Origin of the sequence: Paenibacillus nasutitermitis (genome assembly GCF_014641075.1) — a bacterium.
Taxonomy (GTDB): domain Bacteria; phylum Bacillota; class Bacilli; order Paenibacillales; family Paenibacillaceae; genus Paenibacillus_Z; species Paenibacillus_Z nasutitermitis.
The window spans coordinates 14,333-36,116 of sequence record NZ_BMHP01000005.1 but is presented as its reverse complement, the minus strand read 5'-3'; the positions used below and the strand labels follow the sequence as shown (position 1 = coordinate 36,116).

Annotated in this window: 17 protein-coding genes; 14 read left to right on the top strand and 3 right to left on the bottom strand. The window is 54.3% G+C overall.

The genetic code is table 11. The annotated features are described in order from the left end of the window. Positions 1 to 63 precede the first annotated feature (63 nt). The 6 genes from IEY46_RS27660 to IEY46_RS27635 all read left to right on the top strand — a co-directional run bounded on the left by IEY46_RS27660 (position 64) and on the right by IEY46_RS27635 (position 10,158). Positions 64 to 2,637 carry a glycoside hydrolase family 2 protein gene (locus IEY46_RS27660; protein WP_188997297.1) on the top strand — a complete coding sequence of 858 codons (2,574 nt, stop codon included), beginning with the start codon at positions 64 to 66 and terminating at the stop codon, positions 2,635 to 2,637. Between the two features lie 622 nt (positions 2,638 to 3,259). Further along, positions 3,260 to 5,485 carry a hypothetical protein gene (locus IEY46_RS27655; RefSeq protein ID WP_188997295.1) on the top strand — a complete coding sequence of 742 codons (2,226 nt, stop codon included), beginning with the start codon at positions 3,260 to 3,262 and terminating at the stop codon, positions 5,483 to 5,485. A 218-nt stretch (positions 5,486 to 5,703) separates the two neighbouring features. After that, positions 5,704 to 5,955, top strand: a complete 252-nt coding sequence (locus tag IEY46_RS27650) for a GlsB/YeaQ/YmgE family stress response membrane protein (RefSeq protein ID WP_188997294.1) — start codon at positions 5,704 to 5,706, stop codon at positions 5,953 to 5,955. A gap of 254 nt (positions 5,956 to 6,209) precedes the next feature. Further along, positions 6,210 to 6,908, top strand: a complete 699-nt coding sequence (locus IEY46_RS27645; RefSeq protein WP_188997292.1) for a pirin family protein — start codon at positions 6,210 to 6,212, stop codon at positions 6,906 to 6,908. Positions 6,909 to 6,925: 17 nt separating this feature from the next. After that, complete coding sequence (locus tag IEY46_RS27640) at positions 6,926 to 7,255, top strand: hypothetical protein (protein ID WP_188997290.1); 330 nt, start codon at positions 6,926 to 6,928, stop codon at positions 7,253 to 7,255. Between the two features lie 254 nt (positions 7,256 to 7,509). Next, positions 7,510 to 10,158: an SLC13 family permease gene (locus tag IEY46_RS27635; RefSeq protein ID WP_188997289.1), complete on the top strand. Its 2,649-nt coding sequence runs from the start codon at positions 7,510 to 7,512 to the stop codon at positions 10,156 to 10,158. Between the two features lie 247 nt (positions 10,159 to 10,405). On the opposite strand, the gene IEY46_RS27630 is transcribed toward IEY46_RS27635, so the two are convergent. From IEY46_RS27630 to IEY46_RS27620, 3 genes are all read right to left on the bottom strand, one after another. Further along, positions 10,406 to 11,395 (bottom strand): Gfo/Idh/MocA family protein, encoded by a 990-nt coding sequence (locus tag IEY46_RS27630; protein ID WP_188997287.1) that lies wholly within the window; start codon positions 11,393 to 11,395, stop codon positions 10,406 to 10,408. Between the two features lie 204 nt (positions 11,396 to 11,599). Next, complete coding sequence (locus tag IEY46_RS27625) at positions 11,600 to 12,112, bottom strand: cupin domain-containing protein (RefSeq protein ID WP_188997285.1); 513 nt, start codon at positions 12,110 to 12,112, stop codon at positions 11,600 to 11,602. Between the two features lie 151 nt (positions 12,113 to 12,263). After that, entirely contained in the window at positions 12,264 to 12,776 is a 513-nt protein-coding gene (locus IEY46_RS27620) for an acyl-CoA thioesterase (RefSeq protein WP_188997594.1), read from the bottom strand. A gap of 240 nt (positions 12,777 to 13,016) precedes the next feature. Between IEY46_RS27620 and IEY46_RS27615 the strand changes: the two genes are divergently transcribed. The 8 genes from IEY46_RS27615 (at position 13,017) to IEY46_RS27580 (ending at position 21,757) form a co-directional block, all read left to right on the top strand. After that, positions 13,017 to 14,342 (top strand): SPFH domain-containing protein, encoded by a 1,326-nt coding sequence (locus IEY46_RS27615; protein ID WP_188997284.1) that lies wholly within the window; start codon positions 13,017 to 13,019, stop codon positions 14,340 to 14,342. A 12-nt stretch (positions 14,343 to 14,354) separates the two neighbouring features. Further along, a complete protein-coding gene (locus IEY46_RS27610; protein ID WP_188997281.1) occupies positions 14,355 to 14,804 on the top strand; it encodes a hypothetical protein in 450 nt (149 codons plus the stop codon). Positions 14,805 to 14,849: 45 nt separating this feature from the next. Further along, positions 14,850 to 15,569, top strand: a complete 720-nt coding sequence (locus tag IEY46_RS27605; protein WP_188997279.1) for a hypothetical protein — start codon at positions 14,850 to 14,852, stop codon at positions 15,567 to 15,569. 280 nt (positions 15,570 to 15,849) lie between these two features. Beyond that, on the top strand, positions 15,850 to 16,452 hold the full coding sequence (locus IEY46_RS27600; RefSeq protein WP_229750590.1) for a DUF443 domain-containing protein: 603 nt from the start codon (positions 15,850 to 15,852) through the stop codon (positions 16,450 to 16,452). A gap of 59 nt (positions 16,453 to 16,511) precedes the next feature. Beyond that, positions 16,512 to 17,237 carry a PCI domain-containing protein gene (locus IEY46_RS27595; protein WP_188997276.1) on the top strand — a complete coding sequence of 242 codons (726 nt, stop codon included), beginning with the start codon at positions 16,512 to 16,514 and terminating at the stop codon, positions 17,235 to 17,237. 275 nt (positions 17,238 to 17,512) lie between these two features. After that, positions 17,513 to 18,730: a formaldehyde dehydrogenase, glutathione-independent gene (gene fdhA, locus IEY46_RS27590; protein ID WP_188997275.1), complete on the top strand. Its 1,218-nt coding sequence runs from the start codon at positions 17,513 to 17,515 to the stop codon at positions 18,728 to 18,730. 132 nt (positions 18,731 to 18,862) lie between these two features. Continuing rightward, positions 18,863 to 19,225 carry a Na-translocating system protein MpsC family protein gene (locus tag IEY46_RS27585; RefSeq protein WP_188997273.1) on the top strand — a complete coding sequence of 121 codons (363 nt, stop codon included), beginning with the start codon at positions 18,863 to 18,865 and terminating at the stop codon, positions 19,223 to 19,225. A 177-nt stretch (positions 19,226 to 19,402) separates the two neighbouring features. Further along, a complete protein-coding gene (locus tag IEY46_RS27580; RefSeq protein ID WP_188997271.1) occupies positions 19,403 to 21,757 on the top strand; it encodes an FdhF/YdeP family oxidoreductase in 2,355 nt (784 codons plus the stop codon). The last annotated feature ends 27 nt before the right edge of the window (positions 21,758 to 21,784 follow it).

Here is a 21,784-nt window from a genome sequence, read left to right as displayed (position 1 = left end):
TTTGAGGGAAGAAACTTGCATGACTTCAAAGAGGAAGATAGATAGAAAGGCGGTTTTTTTTATATGAATCGATACTCCTTAAACGGCACGGATTGGACCGTAACCGGATGGTACCCGAATCAGTGGCGGCCGGAGCTTTCCATGGAGCTGGGCATGCGTATTCCGCCCGCGGTACAGGCGGTCCAAGCTTCCGTACCGGGCTCCGTGCAGACGGATTTACTGGCGGCAGGCCTGCTGCCCGATCCCCATATCGGATTAAACAGTATGCATGGCGAGTGGGTGACCCAGCGGGAATGGGTCTATGAGAAAACGTTCCATACCCCCGCGGATTGCCTGCAGGATCGCTGCGAGCTTGTATTGGAAGGGCTTGATTTTGCAGGGTGGATTCACATTAACGGGATTGCCGCGGCTGAATTTGAAGGCATGTTTGTGCCGGTCGTCATCGATGTGACGGATATGCTGCTCGGGAATGGAGAAGCCAACCAACTGAAAGTCATCTTCCGGATGCCGCCGGAGGTGGACGGTCAGGTCGGCTATTCATCACAAATCCGCAAGCTGAAGTCCCGCTTCAACTATGCCTGGGACTGGTGTCCGCGAATGATCAACATAGGTATCTGGCGGGATGTGTACCTGCGAACCTTCCGCGGCGTGGTTGTCCGGGATTTTTTCCCTTCAGCGGGGTTAACTGGCGGGCAGGGTGGCAATGTCGACTGCCGGCTTGAGCTTGAGGTTGGCACACCGGGCGATTATCTGATCCGCTGGCGGATTGAAGATCCGGGCGGCGCTGTCGTGTGGGAGCTTGAGGAGGAGATCCGTCTGGGAGCCGGAAAAAAGGGGCTGCAGGCGTCAGCCGGGCTAGCGGCTGTCCGCCTCTGGTGGCCGAGCGGGATGGGAGACCAGCCGCTGTACCGGGCATCGGCAGAGCTTCTGGACAGCGTGGGCAGGAACTGCGATTCCGCTGCGAAGCGGATTGGCTTCCGGTCGGTGGAGTGGGTCCGAAATCCGGGAGCAGATGAAGCCTCAGCGCCTTATACGGCGCTGGTTAACGGCCGCCGCTTGTTTCTGCGAGGCGTGAATTGGGTGCCGATCTCACCGTATTACGGGTCGGTCACCGCCGCACAGTATCATCTGCAGCTGGACAGAATGCGGCAGATGAATGCCAACCTGGTCCGGGTATGGGGCGGGGGAATTATTGAGAAGCCCCAGTTCTATGAGTACTGCGACCGCCACGGTCTGCTGGTCTGGCAGGAGCTGCTGCAGTCGTCAAGCGGCTTGGACAACTGCCCGCCGGATGATCCGCAGCTGCTGCGGTTATTGGGTGAGGCAGCTGAAATCGCGATCCGCGAGAAACGCTCCCATCCCAGTCTCCTGCTCTGGTGCGGCGGCAATGAGCTGATGTGGGAAGGCTTCCGCCCGGTTGACGAGCGTCATGCCAATATTGCCATGCTGGCGAGGCTGGTCAGCCGGCTGGATCCGGGCAGGCGTTTTCTCCCGGCAAGCGCATCGGGGCCGACCTTTTGCGCGAGTGTTGAGGGCTTTGGCAAAGGGGTTCACCATGATGTTCATGGACCATGGACTTTTCTGGGGAATCCGGGGCATTATGAGTTCTTCAACCGCGACGATGCCCAGTTCCGTTCCGAGACCGGGACGGCCGGCGCTTCGCGCTCCTCTCTTCTGCGTTCCCTCCAGGGGACCTGCTCAGCTTGGCCGCCCACGGAATATAATCCCTATTGGGTACACCGGGGCAACTGGTGGGTGCCATGGAAACCGATCAGCGAAAGCTTCGGCCGCTGGGAGGAAGCGGAGGATCAGCTGGAGGTTTTTGTCCACTGCAGCCGCTTCCTGCAGAAGGAGTCCTTGCGCTATACGGTGGAGTCCACACGCCGCAGGGAGCCGGCGTCTTCCGGATTTCTGATCTGGATGGGCAACGAGCCCTTCCCCAATAATGCCAATACCTCGGTTCTGGAATTTGACGGTGTTCCCAAGCCTGCTTATTACGCGATGAAGCAGGCATTCTCGGCTCTTCATGTATCGGCCAGGTATGACCGGGCCGCCTACCAGCCTGGTGAGAGTTTCAGGGCCGAGTTGTTTCTCCACTGCGATGATAACGGCAAGTCTCTGCCTGCAGCGGGAAGTCTCAGGCTTTCTGCTTTCGTCTATGATTTTAATGGCGGACTCTGCGCCGAATTCGGGGAGGACATCAACCCGGAAGGGCCGGTTATTTTGGCGGGGGCTGTTGAATTTATCGTGCCCGTGCTGCCGTGCAATGTGTTTTTTCTTCGGCTGCGCCTTGAGGGAGAAGGGGATCAGTGGCTGGCGGGCAATGATTATGTGTTCACAGCCGGAGGCGGACAGGCGTTTGAGGCGCTGCGTCATCTCAAGCCCGTGCAGGTGAGTGCGCGGGTAGACGGGCAGCAGTCTGCCGTATGGGTAACCAATGAAGCGGACCATTGTGCCTGCGAAGTCTGGTTGTCTGTACCGGACCATGAAGACGCTGGAATTTTTGAACAAAATGGTCTCGTGCTGCTTCCATCCGAAACGCGAATGATCCCATGGAATGGGCCGCCAGGGTTACTGGACGGGGTGCGGCTGGACGGCTTTAATGTGCGCCAGACCCCGTACGGGCAGACCTCATAGGGCCAGACACCGGGCCAGACCCCATAGGGCTGAATCCTTAAATATAAAGCCCATGCTGGGGAAATCCAACAAATTTTCGCAAGTGAAGGCGTTCATTTATTCCGAAAGTACCTTTTATAGGTGAATATGATCTTACACAGGACGCTGCTTCGACCACTTTGGGGGAACTAATGGATTAGTTCATCTTGCTGGAGATGTCCGAGGGAGCATCCAGGTCCACCAATGGGAATGCAGAAAGGTTTTTCCTTGCTGCAGCAAGTGAGGGCAAGGCTGAGCTGGTGCAAGAAGGTTTTTCCGTGCTGGAGAGTTCCGATGGGGCATTCAGGTCCGCCAGTGGGAATGCAGCAAGGTTTTTCCTTATTATAGCAAGTGGAGGCGAGGCTGGAACTGGTGCAAGAAGGTTTTTCCGTGCTGGAGAGTTCCGAGGGAGCATCCAGGTCCACCAGTGGGAATGCAGCAAGGTTTTTCCTTGTTGTTAGTGCGAGGCATCCGGGAGCCTGTGCCAGCGGATGGTCACGCGCGCGGCACGAGCAAGGGACGACCTTCGTGCGGGAGCATACGAGGACTGAATCCACGGCGTACTATATTTTTCATAAAGAGAGCATGAACAGGAGTGAGTGAGATGACGGCACAAACCAAGCATCAAACCTTTGAGCTGCCGGGCGGCGAGCGTTCCCGGATGATTTTTCAATATAAAGATGATGTGCAAGGATATGGGTATACCCTGCAGAATGAGACAGGCGGCCAGTGGGAGGCGATGTCGGCGCAGTTCCAGCCGCTCATCCGCGGCAGCCGGTTCGACCTTTATCCGGATGAGATCCGGCAGATCTCCGCTCTGGAGCTGGCAGTCAGCGGTACGAAGCGGGATCAGGATACGCTGCTCTACACATGGAGCGGGACCATAACCGCGGATCGGGAGAGCGGCTGGCTGCAGGTGGATCTGGCTTTAATGGGAGAAGGAACGATGCTCATCAATTCCAACGTGGCGGAACCGGAGATTACGGTGGGGCTCGGCGACCTTCCACCGTATGAGCGGGGGGACCATGTCTGGTATAAGACCAACATCGATAACCCGACCAAGTGGAATGATGAAGCCGGAGGAAATGATTTTCCGGCCTGCTATTATTATGACTCTTATAAAAAATTCGGCGTAATGCTGTTCTTTAATATGACGAAAATGGGATGGATGGCGGAAGCGGGCATCCCCCGGTTCTTGCATTACCGATGCGGTATGCGCCGGAATTATTCGCATGAAAAAGGGAATCTTGTGGTTGGCCTGATCGGCGATGCTCCTCTTGCCGTGGAATTTCCGCTGCAGCATTCCCGCTTCTCTTATGCTTTACGCTGCCTCGCCATGGATGAGCCGCCGACAGAGCGGAGCGCAGTGGTGGATCTTGTAGAAGCCTGCCTGCATTTCGTGCCGCGTGAAGCTTCGCTTCCGCCCGGAGCAACCAGCTGGCGGGATTTCGGCATTCGCTGCGCGGAGGATCTGCTGGATGAAGACGCCTGCTGGAACGGCAACGGCAGCTATAACATGCTGATTCCTTATGTGAACGGCGTATCGCCGGCTTGGGAGGAATCCTTTCAAGCCAAGGGGTTGACGGTAGATTTTCGCAATCAACCCGGTATGGATGCGGCTTTGATGATGATCCATCCGCTTACGGAAATATCCCGCAGCGCGCCCTCTCCGGTCTATGAGGAGCTGCGGCGGAAGGTATGGGAATTTATCCGTCATGCGGGGGATGAATTTCTGGAGAACCGCCCCCGGGTATGGGGGACCTGGCAGTATATTTTCCTGCTGGAGGAATGGTGGAGAGCAGCCTGGTTTGAGGAAGATGGGGAAACCAGCGCCCGGATTGAAGCGGCAGTGGAGGCGGTCGTCATCCCGCTGGCACAGCGCAGCGCCTATCTGTTTCCGCTATCGTTCCGTGCGCCGGAGCTAAAGAAGCACGGCAATGGCGATAATCTCCCGGTTGCAGGCGCCTATTCGTATTTTATGCTGCTGCTGTACCGGGCTAAGGGGGAAAAAAGATACCTGGAGGAGGCCGAGCGTTCGCTGAGGGTGCTGCTTCATCTGCCCGTTAATGATCTGCACCAGGAATCCTTTCTGTTATCGATGGCGATTCAAGCCGCCGATGGGCTGTTCAAAGAGACAGGAGATATCGCCTATGAAGAAGCCTACCGTTACTTGCTGGCGCAAAATTTACGGATGATGTACTGGTTCAATGATCCCGGCTTCACGGATTACAAGCTGTGGGGAATGTTTCAGGCTTGTACCCCCATGCTATATCCGGCATTCTTCGAGAATCTGGAATGTGCAGCCAGAATCGCCTCTACCCTGAAAGACAGAAGTCCTTCCGACGGCCTGATCAGAGCACTTAATCAAGCGCGTATGAATAACTTTTATTGTTTTCCCAAATGCCTGCCGGAGAAATTCAGACTTTCGGAGCTGGATTATATTCCGCTGGAAAATCTGGGGACGCTGGAGGATGACAAAACCGGTTATGCCGGTCAGGAGATTTATGGCGCCGGACAGACTTTCCGTGCGGCTCTGCTCTGGGATCAGTGGGCTTCATGCAGTGATGAGCGGCTATATATGATGAATTTGGACGGCTATGCGCTAAATCGTCGTTCCGCTGCTCCTGCTGTGCGTACGATCATGATCGCCCATCTTGAGGATGCCGTGGGGGAGTATGCCATTGAGCTTCATGAAGATTACCGGGAAGCAGTAGTCATTCGCGGCGGAGAAACGGTTGTTATGAAACCGGCAAAGCAGGAAGCGGGCAATGCGGTCGTCCAGCTGAAAATGAAACAAAGAGAATCCCTTCTGCTGCAGCTTGTTCTCTAAAATAATGGGACAGGTTAGCATGTTTTGTCCTTGAAGGCGATACACTAGGAAATGTGTACAACTCCAGGCTGCATTCTACCGTGGCGCTGATTTGACCATCATTATAGAACTTTATGCAAAATAATAATGAATTGATTTATCCGTTGCTCCGCAGGGTATTAACCTTGTACCCAGTTGTAAATACTAACAACTGTCGAACACAAAAGGAGGATATGGATATGCATTTACTATGGACTTTAATTATAGGCGGCATCATTGGTTGGCTCGGGGGATTAATCGTGGGACGGGACGTTCCGGGCGGGATTATCGGCAACATCATCGCTGGTTTTGTCGGCGCTTGGCTGGGTACACTGATTCTGGGCGACTGGGGTCCGCGGGCAGCGGATTTCGCGCTCGTACCGGCCATTATCGGTGCCATTGTCGTGGTTCTGATCCTGAGTGCGATCATGAGAACCAGCAGAAGAACCTAGTCTTCTGGATATGAAACGAATATGCAGGATAAAGCCGCACAGAGGGGATGTTGAATTTCCGACACCTGATGGCGGCTTTTTTTTGGAATAAGTACTTCCGCTTGTATCGGCTTGCTTATAGTCCCGCTATCATGGCCTATCTTTTAATGAGGAAGGAGTTCGAGCCGCAAAAGGAGAATCAGTTGTAATAGGCATGTAAATTAACTATAATTAAGTTAGTAAATATTAAATAGTTAGAATTGGAGGGGATAGAGATGATCCAGGTATTTGCTGCTGATGAACGATATTCGGTGGACAACGGTTGGCTGCGCAGCCGGCCGAGCTTTGCTTTTGGTGAATACGCCGACCCCGATAATACAGGCTTTAGCGTGATGCGGGTTTGCAATGATGATTATTTAGCTCCCGGCAAAGGCTTCGGTGCCCATCCGCACAGCGATATGGAAATCGTCAGCATTGTTCTGAAAGGCCAAATCCGCCATGAGGACAGTCTAGGCAATGTGGAAACGGCATCGGTGAATGAGCTTCAGCGCATGTCGGCTGGTACCGGTATCGTCCATGCTGAATTTAATCCTTCGGATACGGAGGAGCTGAACCTGCTTCAATTGTGGTTTATGCCCCGGGAACGTGGGCTTGCCCCATCCTATGAAACAGGCCGGTACGATGCCTCGCAGCTGACCAATGCACTGATTCCTGTCGTCACGCCAGACGGCGCCGGGCAATCGGCGAGCATTCAGCAGGATATGACGATTTACCTGGGAAGGCTGGAAGCCGGGAAAACATTATCCTTTACCCAGGAAGAGGGCCGGCGCATGTTTTTGTTTCTTATCGAAGGTTCTGTCGCTGCGAATGAAATTTCACTGGGCCAACGAGATACCGCGCGGATTGAATCCGTCACCCGTTTGACGCTATCGGCAGATGAGGCATCCTTCGTCATGCTGATCGACCTGCCCTAAGAAGGAGGAAATCATTAATGAAGGAAACCTTTATCGTTAAGCATGCAGTAGGCGGACCTGTCTTCATCGACACCCGGAATGAGCCGGTGCCCTATAAGGCGGAATCGCATGGCGAAGGCTGGAAATTTACGGTTTCCGTGCCTTTGAGCGACAACATTCGGGAACTGCTGGCTTTCAAGCATGAGCTGAATATGTTCCTCTTTCACGATTTCGAGGACGCGCCGACCGTGAAGATCTGGTATTACATTAAGGAAGGGCCGGTGGAATACGATGCTGCCTCGGGGCAATTGATTATTGTCGCTGACTCGCGAATTGAATACACGCCGGATACGTTCATGACCGAATAAGCCGTTGCGATCACAATCACTTTTTATTCCTTAGGGAATGATCAGTGATTTTTTTTCGCGTTGGTGATGATTAGGATCGAAAATGGAGGGCTCCGCTGCTTTGTTTTGATTCATCTATCAGGCATTATTTTGTCCGGTAGCAAAAAAATGCGCCAAATAAAAGGTGGAATTAACTTTAGCTAATAGGACCTTCTCCCAAAAACCGATAAGATAGAGTATAACGATGATTAACGACAAGTGTAGGTGGACCGCGCGTGAGTATACATAGCATTGAAATGTTTAAGGGACTTAGCAACTTGGAGCTGGCGCAGATATTGGGCAAGCTCGGCAAGCTTTCTCTTCCCCCCGGGGAGGTGCTGTTCCGTCAGGGCGACGAAGGAAGCTGCATGTATATTATTGAAAAGGGCATGATTGAACTGTTCGCTTCCAGCCCGGAAGGACAGGACCGCTTGCTGACCCGGATTGCGGCTGGCGACACACTCGGCGAAATGGCGCTTCTAACGGGCGAGCCCCGTTCCGCAACCGCCATGGCCGCAGACCATGCGGAGCTGTTCGTCATCGATCTGGAGATGTTTCAGACGTTAATGGAAGGGAAGGCCTCAATTTCCACCTATTTTATCCGGCTTCTGTCCCAGCGTCTGATTCATACCAACACCCGCCTGCAGGAATCCAGGGAAGCGAAGCTGAAGCAGGCCGCTGACAAGCTGGCTGACCTGCCGGAGCCGCTTCCGGAAGGGCTGCTTGTTTGCTCGCTGATGCCGCTGTTCAGCATGGACTGGATTGAATCCGCCTGCGGGATCGATTCGCTCCAGCATCAGCTGGCAGCAAGCGCAGGCCTAAGAGGCAGCCTCCATCCGGCAGGGCAGACGCAAGGCGGAGCGTTGTACAGCATGGAGCCTGGGCTGCGGTCTGTGCTCTCAGAGCTGTTTGTTGAGAAATACGGCTATGCGAAGAGGAAAAGCATGATCGCAAGCGCCGGGGAATATTTGGCCAGGCATCATGGACTTGCCGCCGCCGCGGCTGTTTATGCGGAAGCAGGGGAATGGCCGGCTATCCTTGCGCTTGTCGGCTCTGCGGATGCAGCTGCCGGGCAGCCGGCGGTCGGCGAGTCTCTTGAGGCAGAGCTTTGCCTTTTATTGGACTCTTGTCCGGACGAGCTGCTGATTGCCGACTACCGGATATTTGAACGTTATTTGAAGGGATGCTCAGAGGCCGGCCATGCAAAGGGGCTGGCACGGCTGGAAACAGCGTTTTCCCGTACGCACAACTATTCCGTCCATCAGATGGCCAGCCTCTATGAATACGGAGCGGAGCTTTGCCATCGTTTGGATATGAAACAGAAGGCTCTGGAATTTTTGCAGATGGCGGAGACGGCTGCAGGCTCCGAACAAACGCTCTCCGGCATGGCCGGCCAGGACCGGGACAGAAGCTACAATCTGGCCAAGCAAAGGCTGGACAGCCGCAAAAGCAGGCAGATGGCCGATCAGGCGGGCGGCTTCTGGAAACAGCAGCGGATGACCGGCCTGGTTGCCCTTCTGCTGGTTATCGCGAGCCTGGCTTATTTTCATTTTGCTCCTCCCGTGGCCGGACTGTCGCGTCAGGGGATGGATTTTATCGGCATCGGGATCGCGGCTGTCATCTTGTGGATCGTCAATATTATTCCGGATTATCTGGTGGCTTTGTTTATGGCCATGCTGTGGACTGTGGGAGGGCTCGTACAGCCGGAGGTTGCGCTGTCGGGCTTTGCTACGCCGACCTGGCTGTATATGTTTTTTATTCTCGCCCTTGGTGCCGTTATTACCAAGTCGGGCATCCTGTACCGGCTGTCGCTGCACGCGCTCAGGCTGTTTCCGACCCACTATAGAGGCCAGCTGTGGGGCATTGTGGCGGGGGGCATGCTGCTCAATCCGATGATTCCCTCCTCCTCCGCCAAGGTAGCGCTGGGCGTGCCGATTGCACGGACGCTTTCGGAGCTGATGGGTTTTCGTCCGCAGAGCAGGGGAGCGGCGGGGCTTGGGCTTGCAGCCATGATATTTTACGGGTTTACCGCGCCATTCATTCTTACCGGCTCTTATACAAATGTAATGGCCTACGGGCTGATCCCGGGGGCGCAGCAGCTGTCCTGGTTCAAATGGTTCTTGTATGCGCTGCCGGCGTTTATTATTTTCACGGCTGTCATGCTGCTATCGATCAAGACCTTGTTCAAGAATGTGGAGCAGCCGAAGGCGGTATCCCGGAAAGTGCTGGATGATCAATTGAAGGTGCTGGGCAGCTTTACGAGGGAAGAGAAAATCACGATGTTTACGGTGCTGGGGAGCATTGGGCTGCTCATTGCCCAGCCGCTGCATGGCATCGACAATACCTGGGTGATGCTGCTTGGTTTTGCGGTGCTGGTAATCAGCGGGGCACTGGATACGAAGACGCTCAAAAGCGGTATCGACTGGACATTCCTGCTGTTTATCGGAGTCGCTTTCAGCTTCGCGCAGGCCGCCCGGCAGTTGGGCATTATTGAAGCGATGACCTTATTTCTGGGGGATTATATGGAACCCTTTCTGGCCAGCCCGCTGCTCTTTTTATTGGCCGTCATCGTGCTATCGTTTGCCGTTACACTTGTGGTACGGGATGACCCGGCCGTCATCCTGCTCACGATCTCCATGCTGCCGCTAGCCGGACAGGCCGGTATCCATCCCTGGGTGCTCGTATTCGTCATTCTGCTGTCGACAGATCCCTTCCTCTTCGCGTACCAGTCCCCGACGTATCTAACGGCGTATTACAGCGCGGAAGGAAAATCGTTCAGTCACCGGCAGGGCCAGAAGATCGCTGTCAGCTACGTAATCGCCGTCGTGCTCGCAACGGTTCTATGCGTGCCGTATTGGGAATGGATCGGGCTCATTGGTAGATGATGGGATGGAAAGTCCATCAGCGTCCGCGCACTCAAGGTTGGGGCAGCAAATAAACCCTCCAAGTCCGCTGTAGAAGCGTAACTTGGAGGGTTTGCTGTTTTCGCAGGACCTATTTTCACCCGCCGCCACGGCGGCCGCGGCGCACCATACACCGCATCATGCGCTTGCGTGGCGGTGCGTGACAGCGGTCATGCACATGTAAAACGGTGTCCGGGGAAACAACGTGGCTGGTCCAGTCCGGTGAGAGTTATTTGCCGGAATAAGTCAGGTTCCACTGGGCCCGGATGGCATCGAGCGTTTCCATCAGCTGCACGGTTTCGGACGGTGGCATGATGGAGCTCTCCGTCCGCCCTTCCCGCAGGCAGTCCATAGCTTCGAGAGCCTGGAACAGATGCCCGGTGATGGTGCGGTCATCCGATGTCGTTTCTTCCTCCTGGCCGTTCACATACAAGGTGGCCTTCTTGGCGGCGAGAAACTCGGGAATATGGATTTTTCCTTTCGTTCCGTAAATCCAGGCATCATTGTTCATGCTCAGCCGGACCGAGCCGTGCAGGGATGCGGTTGCTGTTCCTTCGTAATCAAACAAGAGCGAGAACTGCTCGTCCACTCCGGTTTCCCCGATGAAGGCCGTGCTCTGAATCTTCGTCGGCTGCGAACCGAATACCATCGAAGCAAAGGAAATCGGGTAGATCCCGGCATCCAGCAGGGTGCCCCCGCCTTTCTCCGGATCCAGCAGCCGGCCCTCGGGGTTCCAGCCCGCATCGAAGCCGAATTCGGTCTTGAGCAGCTTGGTTTCGCCGATCACGCCGCTGTCGAGCCACTCTCTGACCTTCTTGATAACCGGGAGATAACGTGTCCACATCGCCTCCATGACGAACAAGCCCCGCTCTTTCGCATAGTCGGCAATTTCCCTGGCTTCCGCCGCGTTCATCGTAAATGGCTTTTCACACAGAACGGCTTTGCCGGCTCTCAGGCAGGTCATTACGTTCTCGTTGTGGATCGGGTGCAGTGTTCCGACATAGACAATGTCCACTTGAGGGTCGTTTGCCAGCTCCTCACAGCTTCCATAAGCCTGGGGGATGGCGAATTTATCGGCGAAGGCTTGCGCTTTCTCGATGGAGCGGCCAGCTACAGCGGCGATCTTGGCCTCCGGTGCATGGGCAAGCTCGGAAGCGAAAGTTCCTGAAATATTGCCGGGGCCCATTATACCCCAATGAATAACGCGTTTTTCAGTCATAACAGTCTCCTTTTGAATGATTGGATGAACGAACCGATTTTTCTGCGTGCAAGCAGTAAAAATGTTCAGCAATGTTAATTAAAGAGGTGCTGCTGGTTTCATGGTAACACGTTAACCGGTAACGGCGAACCTTTTTGGAACAAAACCACTTGGCTTGGAGCGGACATGCGAAACGCTAAGAAAGCAAGACAACGCGCTGCGCAATTAGAATAAACCTTTCCAAAGCCTCAGCAGCGGGCCTGACTCCCCGAACACCGGGTCCGCATCCGGCAGGGGAACCTGGTCGATTTCCTGCAGCACCTGCGGTCTTTCTCCCGCTTCGCCTGTGCGCACATTATAATCCATCCCGCCTGGATAGGCACCCACGATCTGGAAGTCGCCCGATGAGCCAAGCCGCTTATGTCCGGTCCCAGCAGGCAGCACAACGACATCGCCTGCATGCAGCTCAACCTGTTTTCCCTGCTCCCCTCCCAGCTGCAGTGTGACGGACCCGCGTATAACGCCCAAAACCTCATGGGCGTTGCTGTGGTAATGGTGGTAAGGGAATACACCGTTCGTCCAGCTGTTCCGCCAACTATGCCGGTTGAACAGGCTCTCGGTGTGATCTGCCTGACCCTTCAGGGCGCCAGGATAGAGAACAACGGGCAGGTTCCGGTTGTTGGGTATTGTACCGTCATCTTGAAACAGAAAGGTTCTCAGTTCTGGTGGCTTCTTCATCTTCTAACCTTCTTTCCGGCAAGTAAACAGGCAGATTCTCTTGCGCTACTGATAAGTTAAACATCCGGGCAGACATTATAACGGTTGAAGGGCCGAGCTAAGCTAACTTGTCTTGGCAGACTCAATGCCTCCTGCTAAAGCAAAGGGGGAACTATTCCCACGGAAAACTCATTTGCAGGAAGTCGGCGAATTTCTTGCTTTCTTCCCTGCGGTGACGCCTCATGTCGGCTCGCTGCGTAGCAGTTTCATGCAGACGAAGCTCCTCCGCCGTTTCCGGCACAATCTCCGGTACCAGCACCGGCCTGCGATTTTCGTCCAAAGCCACGAAGGTGAGAAAGGCTGTTGCCGCAATCGCCCGGATCCCCGTCCGCAAATCCTCCGTAATCACCTTGACGAATACCTCCATGGAGCTTCTGCCTGTCCACGTCACGATTGATTCCAGGCAGACCGAGTCCGTAGGACGGATCGGTAGCAGGAAATCCACGGAATCCGTTGAGGCCGTGACCACCGATTTGCGGGCATGCTTCGATGCTGTAATGGAAGCAATATCATCGATATAAGCCATCAGCTTTCCGCCGAAGAGCGTATTGTGATTATTCACGTCGGTAGGGAAAATTCTTGCTGTTTTGTAGCAGCGTGACTCCTTGACGAACCGATGTTCCATGGCATGAAGCCCTCCATTGTTTCTTTCCATCTTAACTTATTTGCCGCCGGCTGCAAACGAAGGCGTCCCGGAGCGAAAGCCCACAAGGCCTGCCAACTAAAAAAATCAGATGCAAAAGGAAAAAAATTCTTGTCGGAAAGGAAAAAAATAGAATCGAATGATGTCAAAATACGTAATGTTCTAGTAAAATAGACTTATTATGAGTCCTACCCGGATGTCAAAAGAGAAGAGGAGAACGCAATGGCTATTGTAGAAGTCGTAAAATATGACGGTCCCCCGGATGTATTTGCCTGGAAACATCCCAACCCTGAGCTGGGCACCTGGACGCAATTGATCGTAAATGAGTCTCAGGAGGCCATCTTGTTCAAAGGCGGACAGGCGCTGGATATTTTTGGGGCCGGCAGGCACACCTTGAGCACGCAAAATATTCCGATTCTGCAATCCCTTGTGAATCTTCCCTTTGGCGGCAAATCGCCTTTCGCCGCGGAAGTATGGTTCGTCAACAAACTCAACTCGCTGGATATCAAGTGGGGAACGGCGTCTCCCGTGCAGCTGCAGGATCCCAAGTACCAGATTATTGTTTCGGTACGTTCCTTCGGCCAGTTCGGACTGCAAATCGAAGATACCAGAAAATTTCTGCTTAAGTTGACCGGCACAATGAGGGTCTTTGATAAAGAAACGATGACGCAGTATTTCCGCGGCCTGTTGATGATGAATATTAAAGAGCTGATTTCAAGCTATCTCGTTCACAAGAAAATCAGCATCCTTGAAATCAACGCCTATATATCTGAAATTTCCAAGCATATTGAAGAAAGAATCGCGCCCGTCTTTCAGGAAGCCGGCATCCGGCTGCTTCATTTTTATATCGATTCCGTCAATACGCCGGATAATGACCCCGGTACGGTCAGACTGAAGGAAGCGCTGGCCAAAAAAGCGGAAATGGACATTATCGGTTATTCCTATCAGCAGGAACGTTCCTTCGATACGCTGGAGGGGGCCGCAACGAATGAAGGCAGCGGCTCGGGTCTGATGAATGCAGGCCTTGGCATGGGAATGGGGCTCGGTATGGGCGGTGCCTTCGGCAATCAGATGATGGATGTGACCCGCCAGATGAATACGTCATCGTCCACCTCATCCTCATCCGCTATTTATAAAGGATGTCCCAAATGCCAGACCATGAACGTCCATGATGCCCGATTCTGCAGCTCCTGCGGTTATAACTTCCTGGAGGCCAGCGCTCCGGGGCAGCCTGCGGCTTTTACCTGCAGCGGCTGTTCCAAGCCGCTCCCGGAAGGCTCCAAGTTCTGTCCGCATTGCGGTGATCCCTATACGCCATGTCCCAACTGCGGGGCCGACCATGCGGTAGATGCCCAAAACTGCGCCCAGTGCGGCCATTCCCTGTTGGCCGAGCAGAGCTGCAACAATTGCGGAGAGAAGGTCAGAGACGGGGTGAAATTCTGTCCCAACTGCGGGACAAGCACATCTTTGCGATGCGGCCAATGCCAGCATGAGGTGAAACCCGGCCAGAAATTCTGTCTGGAATGCGGCAACAAACTCATTGAATAGGAGGGACAAGAGATGGATTCGGAGCGATTTTACAGAAAAGTCACAACGATTATTTATGCGCTGGTTATCGCGGCGACGGTAGCGCTGATGCTGTTGTTGGGGCTGCCGCTCGCGCGGCTGAGCCATTTTGGATTCTCTCTGGGAGCGCTGATGATTGGGGAAACGGCCGTTTACGCCATGGTCATGATGTATCATTCCAACCGTAAACGCGCCCGGAGGATGATTCCCGGTTACCTGGCTTTCGGGACGGTAACGGGACTATATATGGCAGCCGTGCTTGTTGTCATTCTTGTATTTTCCATCCTGCTGGATGTTTCTGCCTTCACATACGCGCTTATCCATTTCATTCTGCTTGCAGTTGCAGGGGCGATTGCCGGCTGCGTCGCCTTGTTCACCCGCTATTCGGAGCAGGATGAGCGGGGCGCCACAGGCGCTGTCGGTCCGCGTTACTTCAAGAAATAGGAGAAGCCAACAGCCAGAAAATGAAGAGATAATGAGGGATCTCCATTGTATAAAGAAAAAGCCTCCATTCACGGGGCTGTTATCAGTATTGCGTCATTCGTGTTTTTTCCGGTTGCATTCATACTGCTGCTTCTGAGACTGATCCTGCACAGCAACATGAGTTATATGCGGCCCCGGGATTATAAAGTTGCGGCTTTAACATTCGTTGGTACGTTGGTTTTTATTAATGTTATTCTATTGAATACCTCGGGCACCGGCCAAGGGACGGCCGCTGCGGTCATGCTGGTTCTATTTGCTTTCCCCATCGCTATCCTGCTCGTGCTCGCCAGAGGCAGCAGGCGGAAATTGGAGAGGCAGCTGGAGCGGTACCGGCAGCTGGTTATCGATCAGGGAGTCTCCGGGGTGGGATATATCGCGCAGTCGGCTGGAGTCAGCGAACGCAAAGCGCTGAATGACTTGAACTTTATGGTCCGCGCCGGGCTCCTGCCTTTTACGTATATCGACCAGGACAACCGTCAGGTCATTGTCCAGCGCGTGCAGGAGCCATGGGGAAATCCGCCCGTTCCTCCAGCTCCGCAGAACGGACAGTGGGGCGGCCAGCCTATGCCTCCTATGCCCGGCGGGGAGCAGGGAGCTCCTGCGAATCCGGCCCCGCGTTCGCCTGTATCCGTAAATTGCACCGGCTGCGGGGCGGAGTCGACCATTCTTCCGGGGGAGACCCGGCATTGCGAGTTCTGCGGCAATGTATTGCCGCGCAGCGGATGAGAGCGGGTGGAGGGGGCTTTGGGAGCAGGTTATGCGTCCGAAGCTCAAGCCTTAGGCTCCTTGCCGGACGGATACGGGTTGCCTAGCGGCAACCCAGAGTTCAAGAGATAAATGAGGGATCCCATTGCTTAAACCATTATATAAAACAATGCATAAACCGATGCATAAAGAAAAAGCCTCCATTCATGGGGCGTTTATTATTATTTCGGGATTCTTTTTGATTCCGCTTGCATTAATTTTGCTGTTCATTAGATTCCTTAAACATCGAGATAGGGGGTATATGAGGGCACGGGATTTTAGAGTTGCCGGATTTGCTGTACTCATTAGTTTTCTATCGGTGAGATCGTTTTTGCAGTACTTTGATATCGATGATAATGACCCCGAGGTTCTGAGCACCATTATGATTGTTACCATTAGTCTGGGTCTCTTTTTACTGATTTTTTCACTATTCGCAGGATGGAGACAAAAAAAATTATTTGCCCGCTACCGGCAAATATTCGGAGGGGAGGAGAGTATGGGGATTGACCACCTGGCGCAAGCGGCAGGGGTCAGTTACAACAGGGCAGTTAATGATCTGAGATATATGGTCCGCGCCAGACTACTGCTCAATGTATATGTCGATCAGGGGAATCGCCAGGTCATTACGCAGCGCGTGCAGGAACCATGGGACGACGAGCCCATTCCTTCAAACCCGCAGAATGGTCAAGGGGACGACCCGCCGTTACCTCCTGTGCCTGGCGGGCAGCAGGGTGCTCCAGCGGATCCGGCTCCGCGCCTGCCTGTAGCTGTCCATTGCGCCGGCTGTGGAGCAGTCTCGACCATTCTTCCGGACGAGATCAAGTATTGCGAGTTTTGCGGCAATATTTTGCCGCGCAGCGGCTGATACCGAACATACGCGGCTTAGCGCCAGCCCAGAATTCAAGAGATAAATGAGGGATCCCATTGCATAAAGAAAAAGCCTCCATCCATGGAGCATTTATTCTTGTTTTGGCCTTTTTCTTCTTCCCGGTGGCCTATTTGCTGGTTCTGGTGAGATTCATGCGGCACAGGCATAAAAGTTACATGAGAGCGCGGGATTATAAAGTTGCGGGTTTTGCAATACTGCTCAGCACACCTATGGTGACAGCACTCATTGCAACTGCCCCCGATAGTGAGCCTGATGCCAACGGGGGAGGACCTTTACCTTTTTTCTTTCTTATGTTCGTCGCCATCCTTTTATTGATACTTTCCCGAGCCAGCCGGCTCAAGATCGAGCGTATATTCGAGAAATACAAACAATTGATTATTGTCCAACGGGTCACGGGGATCGACCAGATCGCACAGGCGGTTGGCGTCCACACTGAAAAAGTGCTGAATGATTTGCAATATATGGTTCGCGCCGGACTCCTGCCCTTTGCGTATATCGATAGGGCGAATCGCCAGGTCACCATGCAGCGCGTGCAGGAGCCATGGGACAACCCGCCCATTCCTCCAACCCCGCAGAATGGTCAATGGGGAGACCAGCCGTTCCCTCCTGTGCCGGGAGGGCAGCAGGGTGCTCCCTCGAACCCGGCTCCGCGTTCGCCTGTTTCTGTAAACTGCACCGGCTGCGGAGCAGCCTCGACTATTCTTCCGGGCGAGAACAAGTATTGCGAGTTTTGCGGCAATGTTTTGCCGCGCAATGCCTAGTAGGCAAAATGCGCAGCGGGGCAGCAAAGGCAAGGCAAAGCATGGAGAGAAGAAGCTGGACGCGGCGCACTGCGTCCGGCTTTTTTTTGCCCCAGTTTCATGGAATGTACAGCAGGCCCTGCCATATCCGTCCCTTCCGCTGTGGTTAAATAGAAGCCGGTATGATATACTTTTACACAGATTCCTATTGGTAACGCTTACAGTATTTTTGGTATGTTTTCTGATTCTATGCACCTGTCTTTTTCAAACCTATCATCTCAAAGGGAGTGGCGTGAATGGCTGGAAATCGTGCGGTAGCCTATGTGAAACCTATGGAAGTCGAGGTACAGGATATTTCTTTTCCGGATTTGATTCTGCGCGATGGGCCGGGAGTAAATCCGCTCAATGTGGGACGGAAATGTGAGCATGGCGTCATTCTGAAAGTCGTAACCACCAACATTTGCGGCAGCGATCAGCATATGGTCCGGGGCCGTACGACAGCTCCCAGCGGCTTGGTGCTGGGTCATGAAATAACCGGAGAGGTTATCGAGGTTGGACGCGATGTCGAGTATATCCGGAAAGGCGACCTGGTCTCCGTTCCGTTTAATATTGCTTGCGGGAGATGCCGCAGCTGCAAGGAACGCAACACGCATGTTTGTCTTAATGTGAATCCGGACCGTCCGGGCTCCGCCTATGGGTACGTCGATATGGGCGGCTGGGTCGGCGGACAGTCGGAGTACGTCATGGTTCCTTATGCGGACTTTCAGCTCCTGAAATTCCCGGACAAGGAACAAGCCATGGAGAAAATAATGGATTTGACCATGCTCTCGGACATTTTCCCGACGGGTTATCATGGCGCTGTCAGCGCTGGCGTCAAGCCGGGCTCGACGGTATATATCGCCGGTGCCGGGCCGGTTGGTCTGGCTGCCGCGCATTCGGCCCAGCTATTGGGAGCGGCTGTTGTAATTGTAGGCGATCTGAACAGCGAGCGTTTGGCGCAGGCCAGAAGCTTCGGCTGCGAGACTGTCAATCTGAAGGAGCATGCGAATTTGGCCGAGCAGATCGAGCAAATTCTGGGCGTGCCTGAAGTGGACTGCGCCGTTGACTGCGTAGGCTTTGAAGCGCATGGTCACGGTCATGCCCACGGCGAAGCGCCGGCAACGGTGCTTAACTCCATTATGGAAGTGACGAGGGCCGGCGGACGACTCGGTATTCCGGGTCTTTACGTCACGGGTGATCCGGGTGCTATCGATGCGGATGCCAAGCATGGAACGCTCAAGATCCGCTTTGGCTTGGGCTGGGCCAAGTCCCATACGTTCGTTACCGGACAAACGCCTGTCATGCAGTATCACCGGGACTTGATGATGTCGATTCTCAGCGGCCGGGCGCAAATTGCCAAAGCGGTCAATGCAACGAAAATTTCGCTGGACCAGGCTCCGGCTGCATATGCCGAATTCGACAAAGGGGCTTCGAAGAAATTCGTAATCGATCCGCATGGCCTGGTTAAAGCCTGATCCGGGGCAGAGGACCTGATCTGCTTGCGGCACGGTGTTAAATACGCTATGTTGGTCATACAATGAAATATCAAGGCCGTCCGATAAGGAGCAGCGAACCTGCCGCCTGTCCACGGCATATGGGGATATATAATGAATCGTTATGAAGCGGAGTTCAGCAATCTGGTCAAAGCTTACCGGAAGCGGCATATGGGCAAAGGGCCAAGCCGGATCACAACGACCTTCTGCAAACAGTGGGCGATTTGTGAGATGGAGGGCAATCTGTCGCCGGTGGAGAAATTTATGGCCTCGGCGGAAGAAGGAAAGCATATCCTGCGCGAAGCCCGCACGCAGTGGGTGAAGGATATGTACCGCAAGGAGCCGCCGGTTGAGATGGAAGAACTGCTGGGTGCGAAGCTGATGGATTTATTCGTCGATATTGATATTGACAAGGATTTCGGGATGTCTATTTTCGTCTTCGATCAAGATATCCAGCAGAAGTTTAATAGCGTTTAGCGCAAGAGGATTGGCGCTTGGCAGCGTTCCTGCCCAAGACCAGCCGCATGATGATGATTTCGTGAAGAAATCATTCTCCTGCGGCTTTTTTTATCCCGGGGACCTGATTTACAGCTTGGTTTGATCGTGGAGCAAGGCCATTATTAAATGTTCAAAAAGTGCGGGGAGATGATTTACATGGGAAAGACGCTGCATTCGGGCCGAATTAAATTGCCTAGCAAGCCGGACCCGAAGCTGTGGGTAGGAAAGGCGCCGTTCGGGCTGGGGAAATTAAAGCCCCACCATATCCGGGATACGATGAAGGTTGTTTGGGACAACCGGGATAATTTGCCGTACGCGTACCGCATATTGACGCAAGGTGTCTGTGACGGCTGCGCGCTTGGGGTATCCGGTCTCTATGACCAGACATTGACCGGTCCGCATATCTGTACAACGCGGTTGAACGTGCTGCGGCTCAATACCATGCCGGCGATCAAGCCGGAGCTGCTCCATGCGGACATTGATGAGCTGCGCAAGCTGGACAGCACCGCGCTGCGCAAGCTGGGCAGGCTGCCGTATCCGCTTCTGCGGCGCAAGAACGAACGCACCTTCCGCCGCATTACCTGGGAAGAAGCGCTGGAGCGGATCGCAGCCAAGATCCGCGGCATCGATCCCAAGCAGCTGGCTTTCTATCTGACAGCGCGGGGGATTACCAATGAGGTGTATTATGCGGCGGCGAAGGCCGCGCGTTTTATCGGCACCAACAATATCGACAACGCTTCCCGCATCTGCCATTCCCCTTCCAAGACGGCGCTGAAGCGTTCTGTGGGGATCGGGGCATCCAGCTGTAATTACAAGGATTGGATCGGAACGGATGTCCTGGTTTTCTGGGGCAGCGTAGCGGCCAATAATCAGCCGGTCTCCACGAAATATATGTATGCCGCCAAGCGCAACGGCACCAAAATCATAGTCATTAATCCCTACCGCGAGCCTGCAATGGAAGGCTACTGGATTCCCTCCATCGCAGAGTCGGCATTGTTCGGGACGAAGCTTGCGGATGATTTCTACCAGGTCAATATCGGCGGAGATATTGCCTTCATGCACGGCGTGATGAAGCATTGGTTCGAAATGGAGGAGGAGCAGCCGGGCTCGGCCATCGACCATGAATTTGTGCGGGAGCATGTCAACGGATTCGAGGAGCTGCGCGCCCATGTGAAGAACCAGGACTGGGCATTGCTGACGAAATCTTCCGGTCTTACTAAGGAGCGGATGCGCGAGTTTGCGGTGCTGCTGGCTAAAGCCAGGTCCGGCGTATTTGTGTGGAGCATGGGGCTGACCCAGCACCGTTTCGGTACGGACAATATCTCGCAGGTGGCGAACCTCGCCCTGCTGCGCGGATTTCTCGGTCGTGAGCACTGCGGTCTGATGCCGATCCGCGGGCACAGCGGCGTTCAGGGCTCCGGCGAGATGGGAGCGGATCCGTTCAGCTTGCCGGGGGGCGAATTCAAGGGCGCTGACATACCGAGGGTCGAGCGGGAGTGGGGCTTTGAGCTTCCCCGCTGGCAAGGGGATATTGTCGGTGTGTCGCTTGAAAATACGCAGCTGCCCGACGATCATGAACGCAAGCTGAAGGTGTTCTACACCTCGGGGGGCAATTTCCTGGAGACGATGCCCGATCCGGAATTTGTGCGCACCTGCCTGGAAAGCGTGGATCTTCGCGTCCATCAGGATATTGTCCTGAATACGTCGACGCTTGTTGACGCACAGGAAGAAGTAATTGTGCTGCCGGCCATGACCCGTTACGAGCAGCCGGGTGGAGGGACTTCCACATCGACGGAGCGAATGGTCTATTTCTCTCCGGAAATTGCCGGCCCGAGAGTGGAGGAAGCCCGCGCGGAGTGGCAGATCTACGGGGAGCTTGCGGCCAAGGTGAAACAGGACCGGCCCAATCTGGCGGCTTTCGATAGCGCAGCCGCCATACGCGTAGAGATTGCCCGGGCGGCGCCTGCCTATAATGGCATCCAGAAGCTGCAGGGGAAAGGCGATGTGTTTCAATCCGGCGGCGCATGGCTGTGTGAGGATGGCATCTGTCCGACAGCGGACGGTAAAGGAAACCTCATTGCCATCGAGCTGCCGGAGCTGCGCAAGCCCGAGGGTAATTTCTACGCAACGACAAGGCGCGGGAAGCAGTTCAACTCCATGGTGTACAGCGATACAGACTCCTTCAACGGGGCGGACCGGTACGATGTGCTCATGCATGCCGATGACTGCGCGGCGCTTGGCATTGCCGAAGGAAGCGCGGTTGTCATCTATAACCGCATTGGCATGATGCATGCGCGGGCGAAGAAAGCGGATATAGCACCGGGCAATATCGAGCTGTTCTGGCCGGAAGGAAATGTTCTTTTTCCCAAAGGTGTTTATGAACCCCAGGCCGGAATACCCGAATACAATACCTCGGTGGTCATCGAGAAGGCGGAGACTTTCCATGCGCTGAAGGATACCCGCTATGTGGAGAAGCGTATTGACGAGCTGGAGATGGATATTCCCACCTGAGGGCACGGCAAGCAGTAGAGAATTGCC

What these genes read in the sequence shown, in the direction of transcription:
- IEY46_RS27660 (WP_188997297.1), top strand. Translation starts at nt 64, where the DNA reads ATGAATCGATACTCCTTAAACGGCACGGATTGGACCGTAACCGGATGG.
- IEY46_RS27655 (WP_188997295.1), top strand. Translation starts at nt 3,260, where the DNA reads ATGACGGCACAAACCAAGCATCAAACCTTTGAGCTGCCGGGCGGCGAG.
- IEY46_RS27650 (WP_188997294.1), top strand. Translation starts at nt 5,704, where the DNA reads ATGCATTTACTATGGACTTTAATTATAGGCGGCATCATTGGTTGGCTC.
- IEY46_RS27645 (WP_188997292.1), top strand. Translation starts at nt 6,210, where the DNA reads ATGATCCAGGTATTTGCTGCTGATGAACGATATTCGGTGGACAACGGT.
- IEY46_RS27640 (WP_188997290.1), top strand. Translation starts at nt 6,926, where the DNA reads ATGAAGGAAACCTTTATCGTTAAGCATGCAGTAGGCGGACCTGTCTTC.
- IEY46_RS27630 (WP_188997287.1), bottom strand. Translation starts at nt 11,395, where the DNA reads ATGACTGAAAAACGCGTTATTCATTGGGGTATAATGGGCCCCGGCAAT.
- IEY46_RS27625 (WP_188997285.1), bottom strand. Translation starts at nt 12,112, where the DNA reads ATGAAGAAGCCACCAGAACTGAGAACCTTTCTGTTTCAAGATGACGGT.
- IEY46_RS27620 (WP_188997594.1), bottom strand. Translation starts at nt 12,776, where the DNA reads ATGGAACATCGGTTCGTCAAGGAGTCACGCTGCTACAAAACAGCAAGA.
- IEY46_RS27615 (WP_188997284.1), top strand. Translation starts at nt 13,017, where the DNA reads ATGGCTATTGTAGAAGTCGTAAAATATGACGGTCCCCCGGATGTATTT.
- IEY46_RS27610 (WP_188997281.1), top strand. Translation starts at nt 14,355, where the DNA reads ATGGATTCGGAGCGATTTTACAGAAAAGTCACAACGATTATTTATGCG.
- IEY46_RS27600 (WP_229750590.1), top strand. Translation starts at nt 15,850, where the DNA reads ATGAGGGCACGGGATTTTAGAGTTGCCGGATTTGCTGTACTCATTAGT.
- fdhA (WP_188997275.1), top strand. Translation starts at nt 17,513, where the DNA reads ATGGCTGGAAATCGTGCGGTAGCCTATGTGAAACCTATGGAAGTCGAG.
- IEY46_RS27585 (WP_188997273.1), top strand. Translation starts at nt 18,863, where the DNA reads ATGAATCGTTATGAAGCGGAGTTCAGCAATCTGGTCAAAGCTTACCGG.
- IEY46_RS27580 (WP_188997271.1), top strand. Translation starts at nt 19,403, where the DNA reads ATGGGAAAGACGCTGCATTCGGGCCGAATTAAATTGCCTAGCAAGCCG.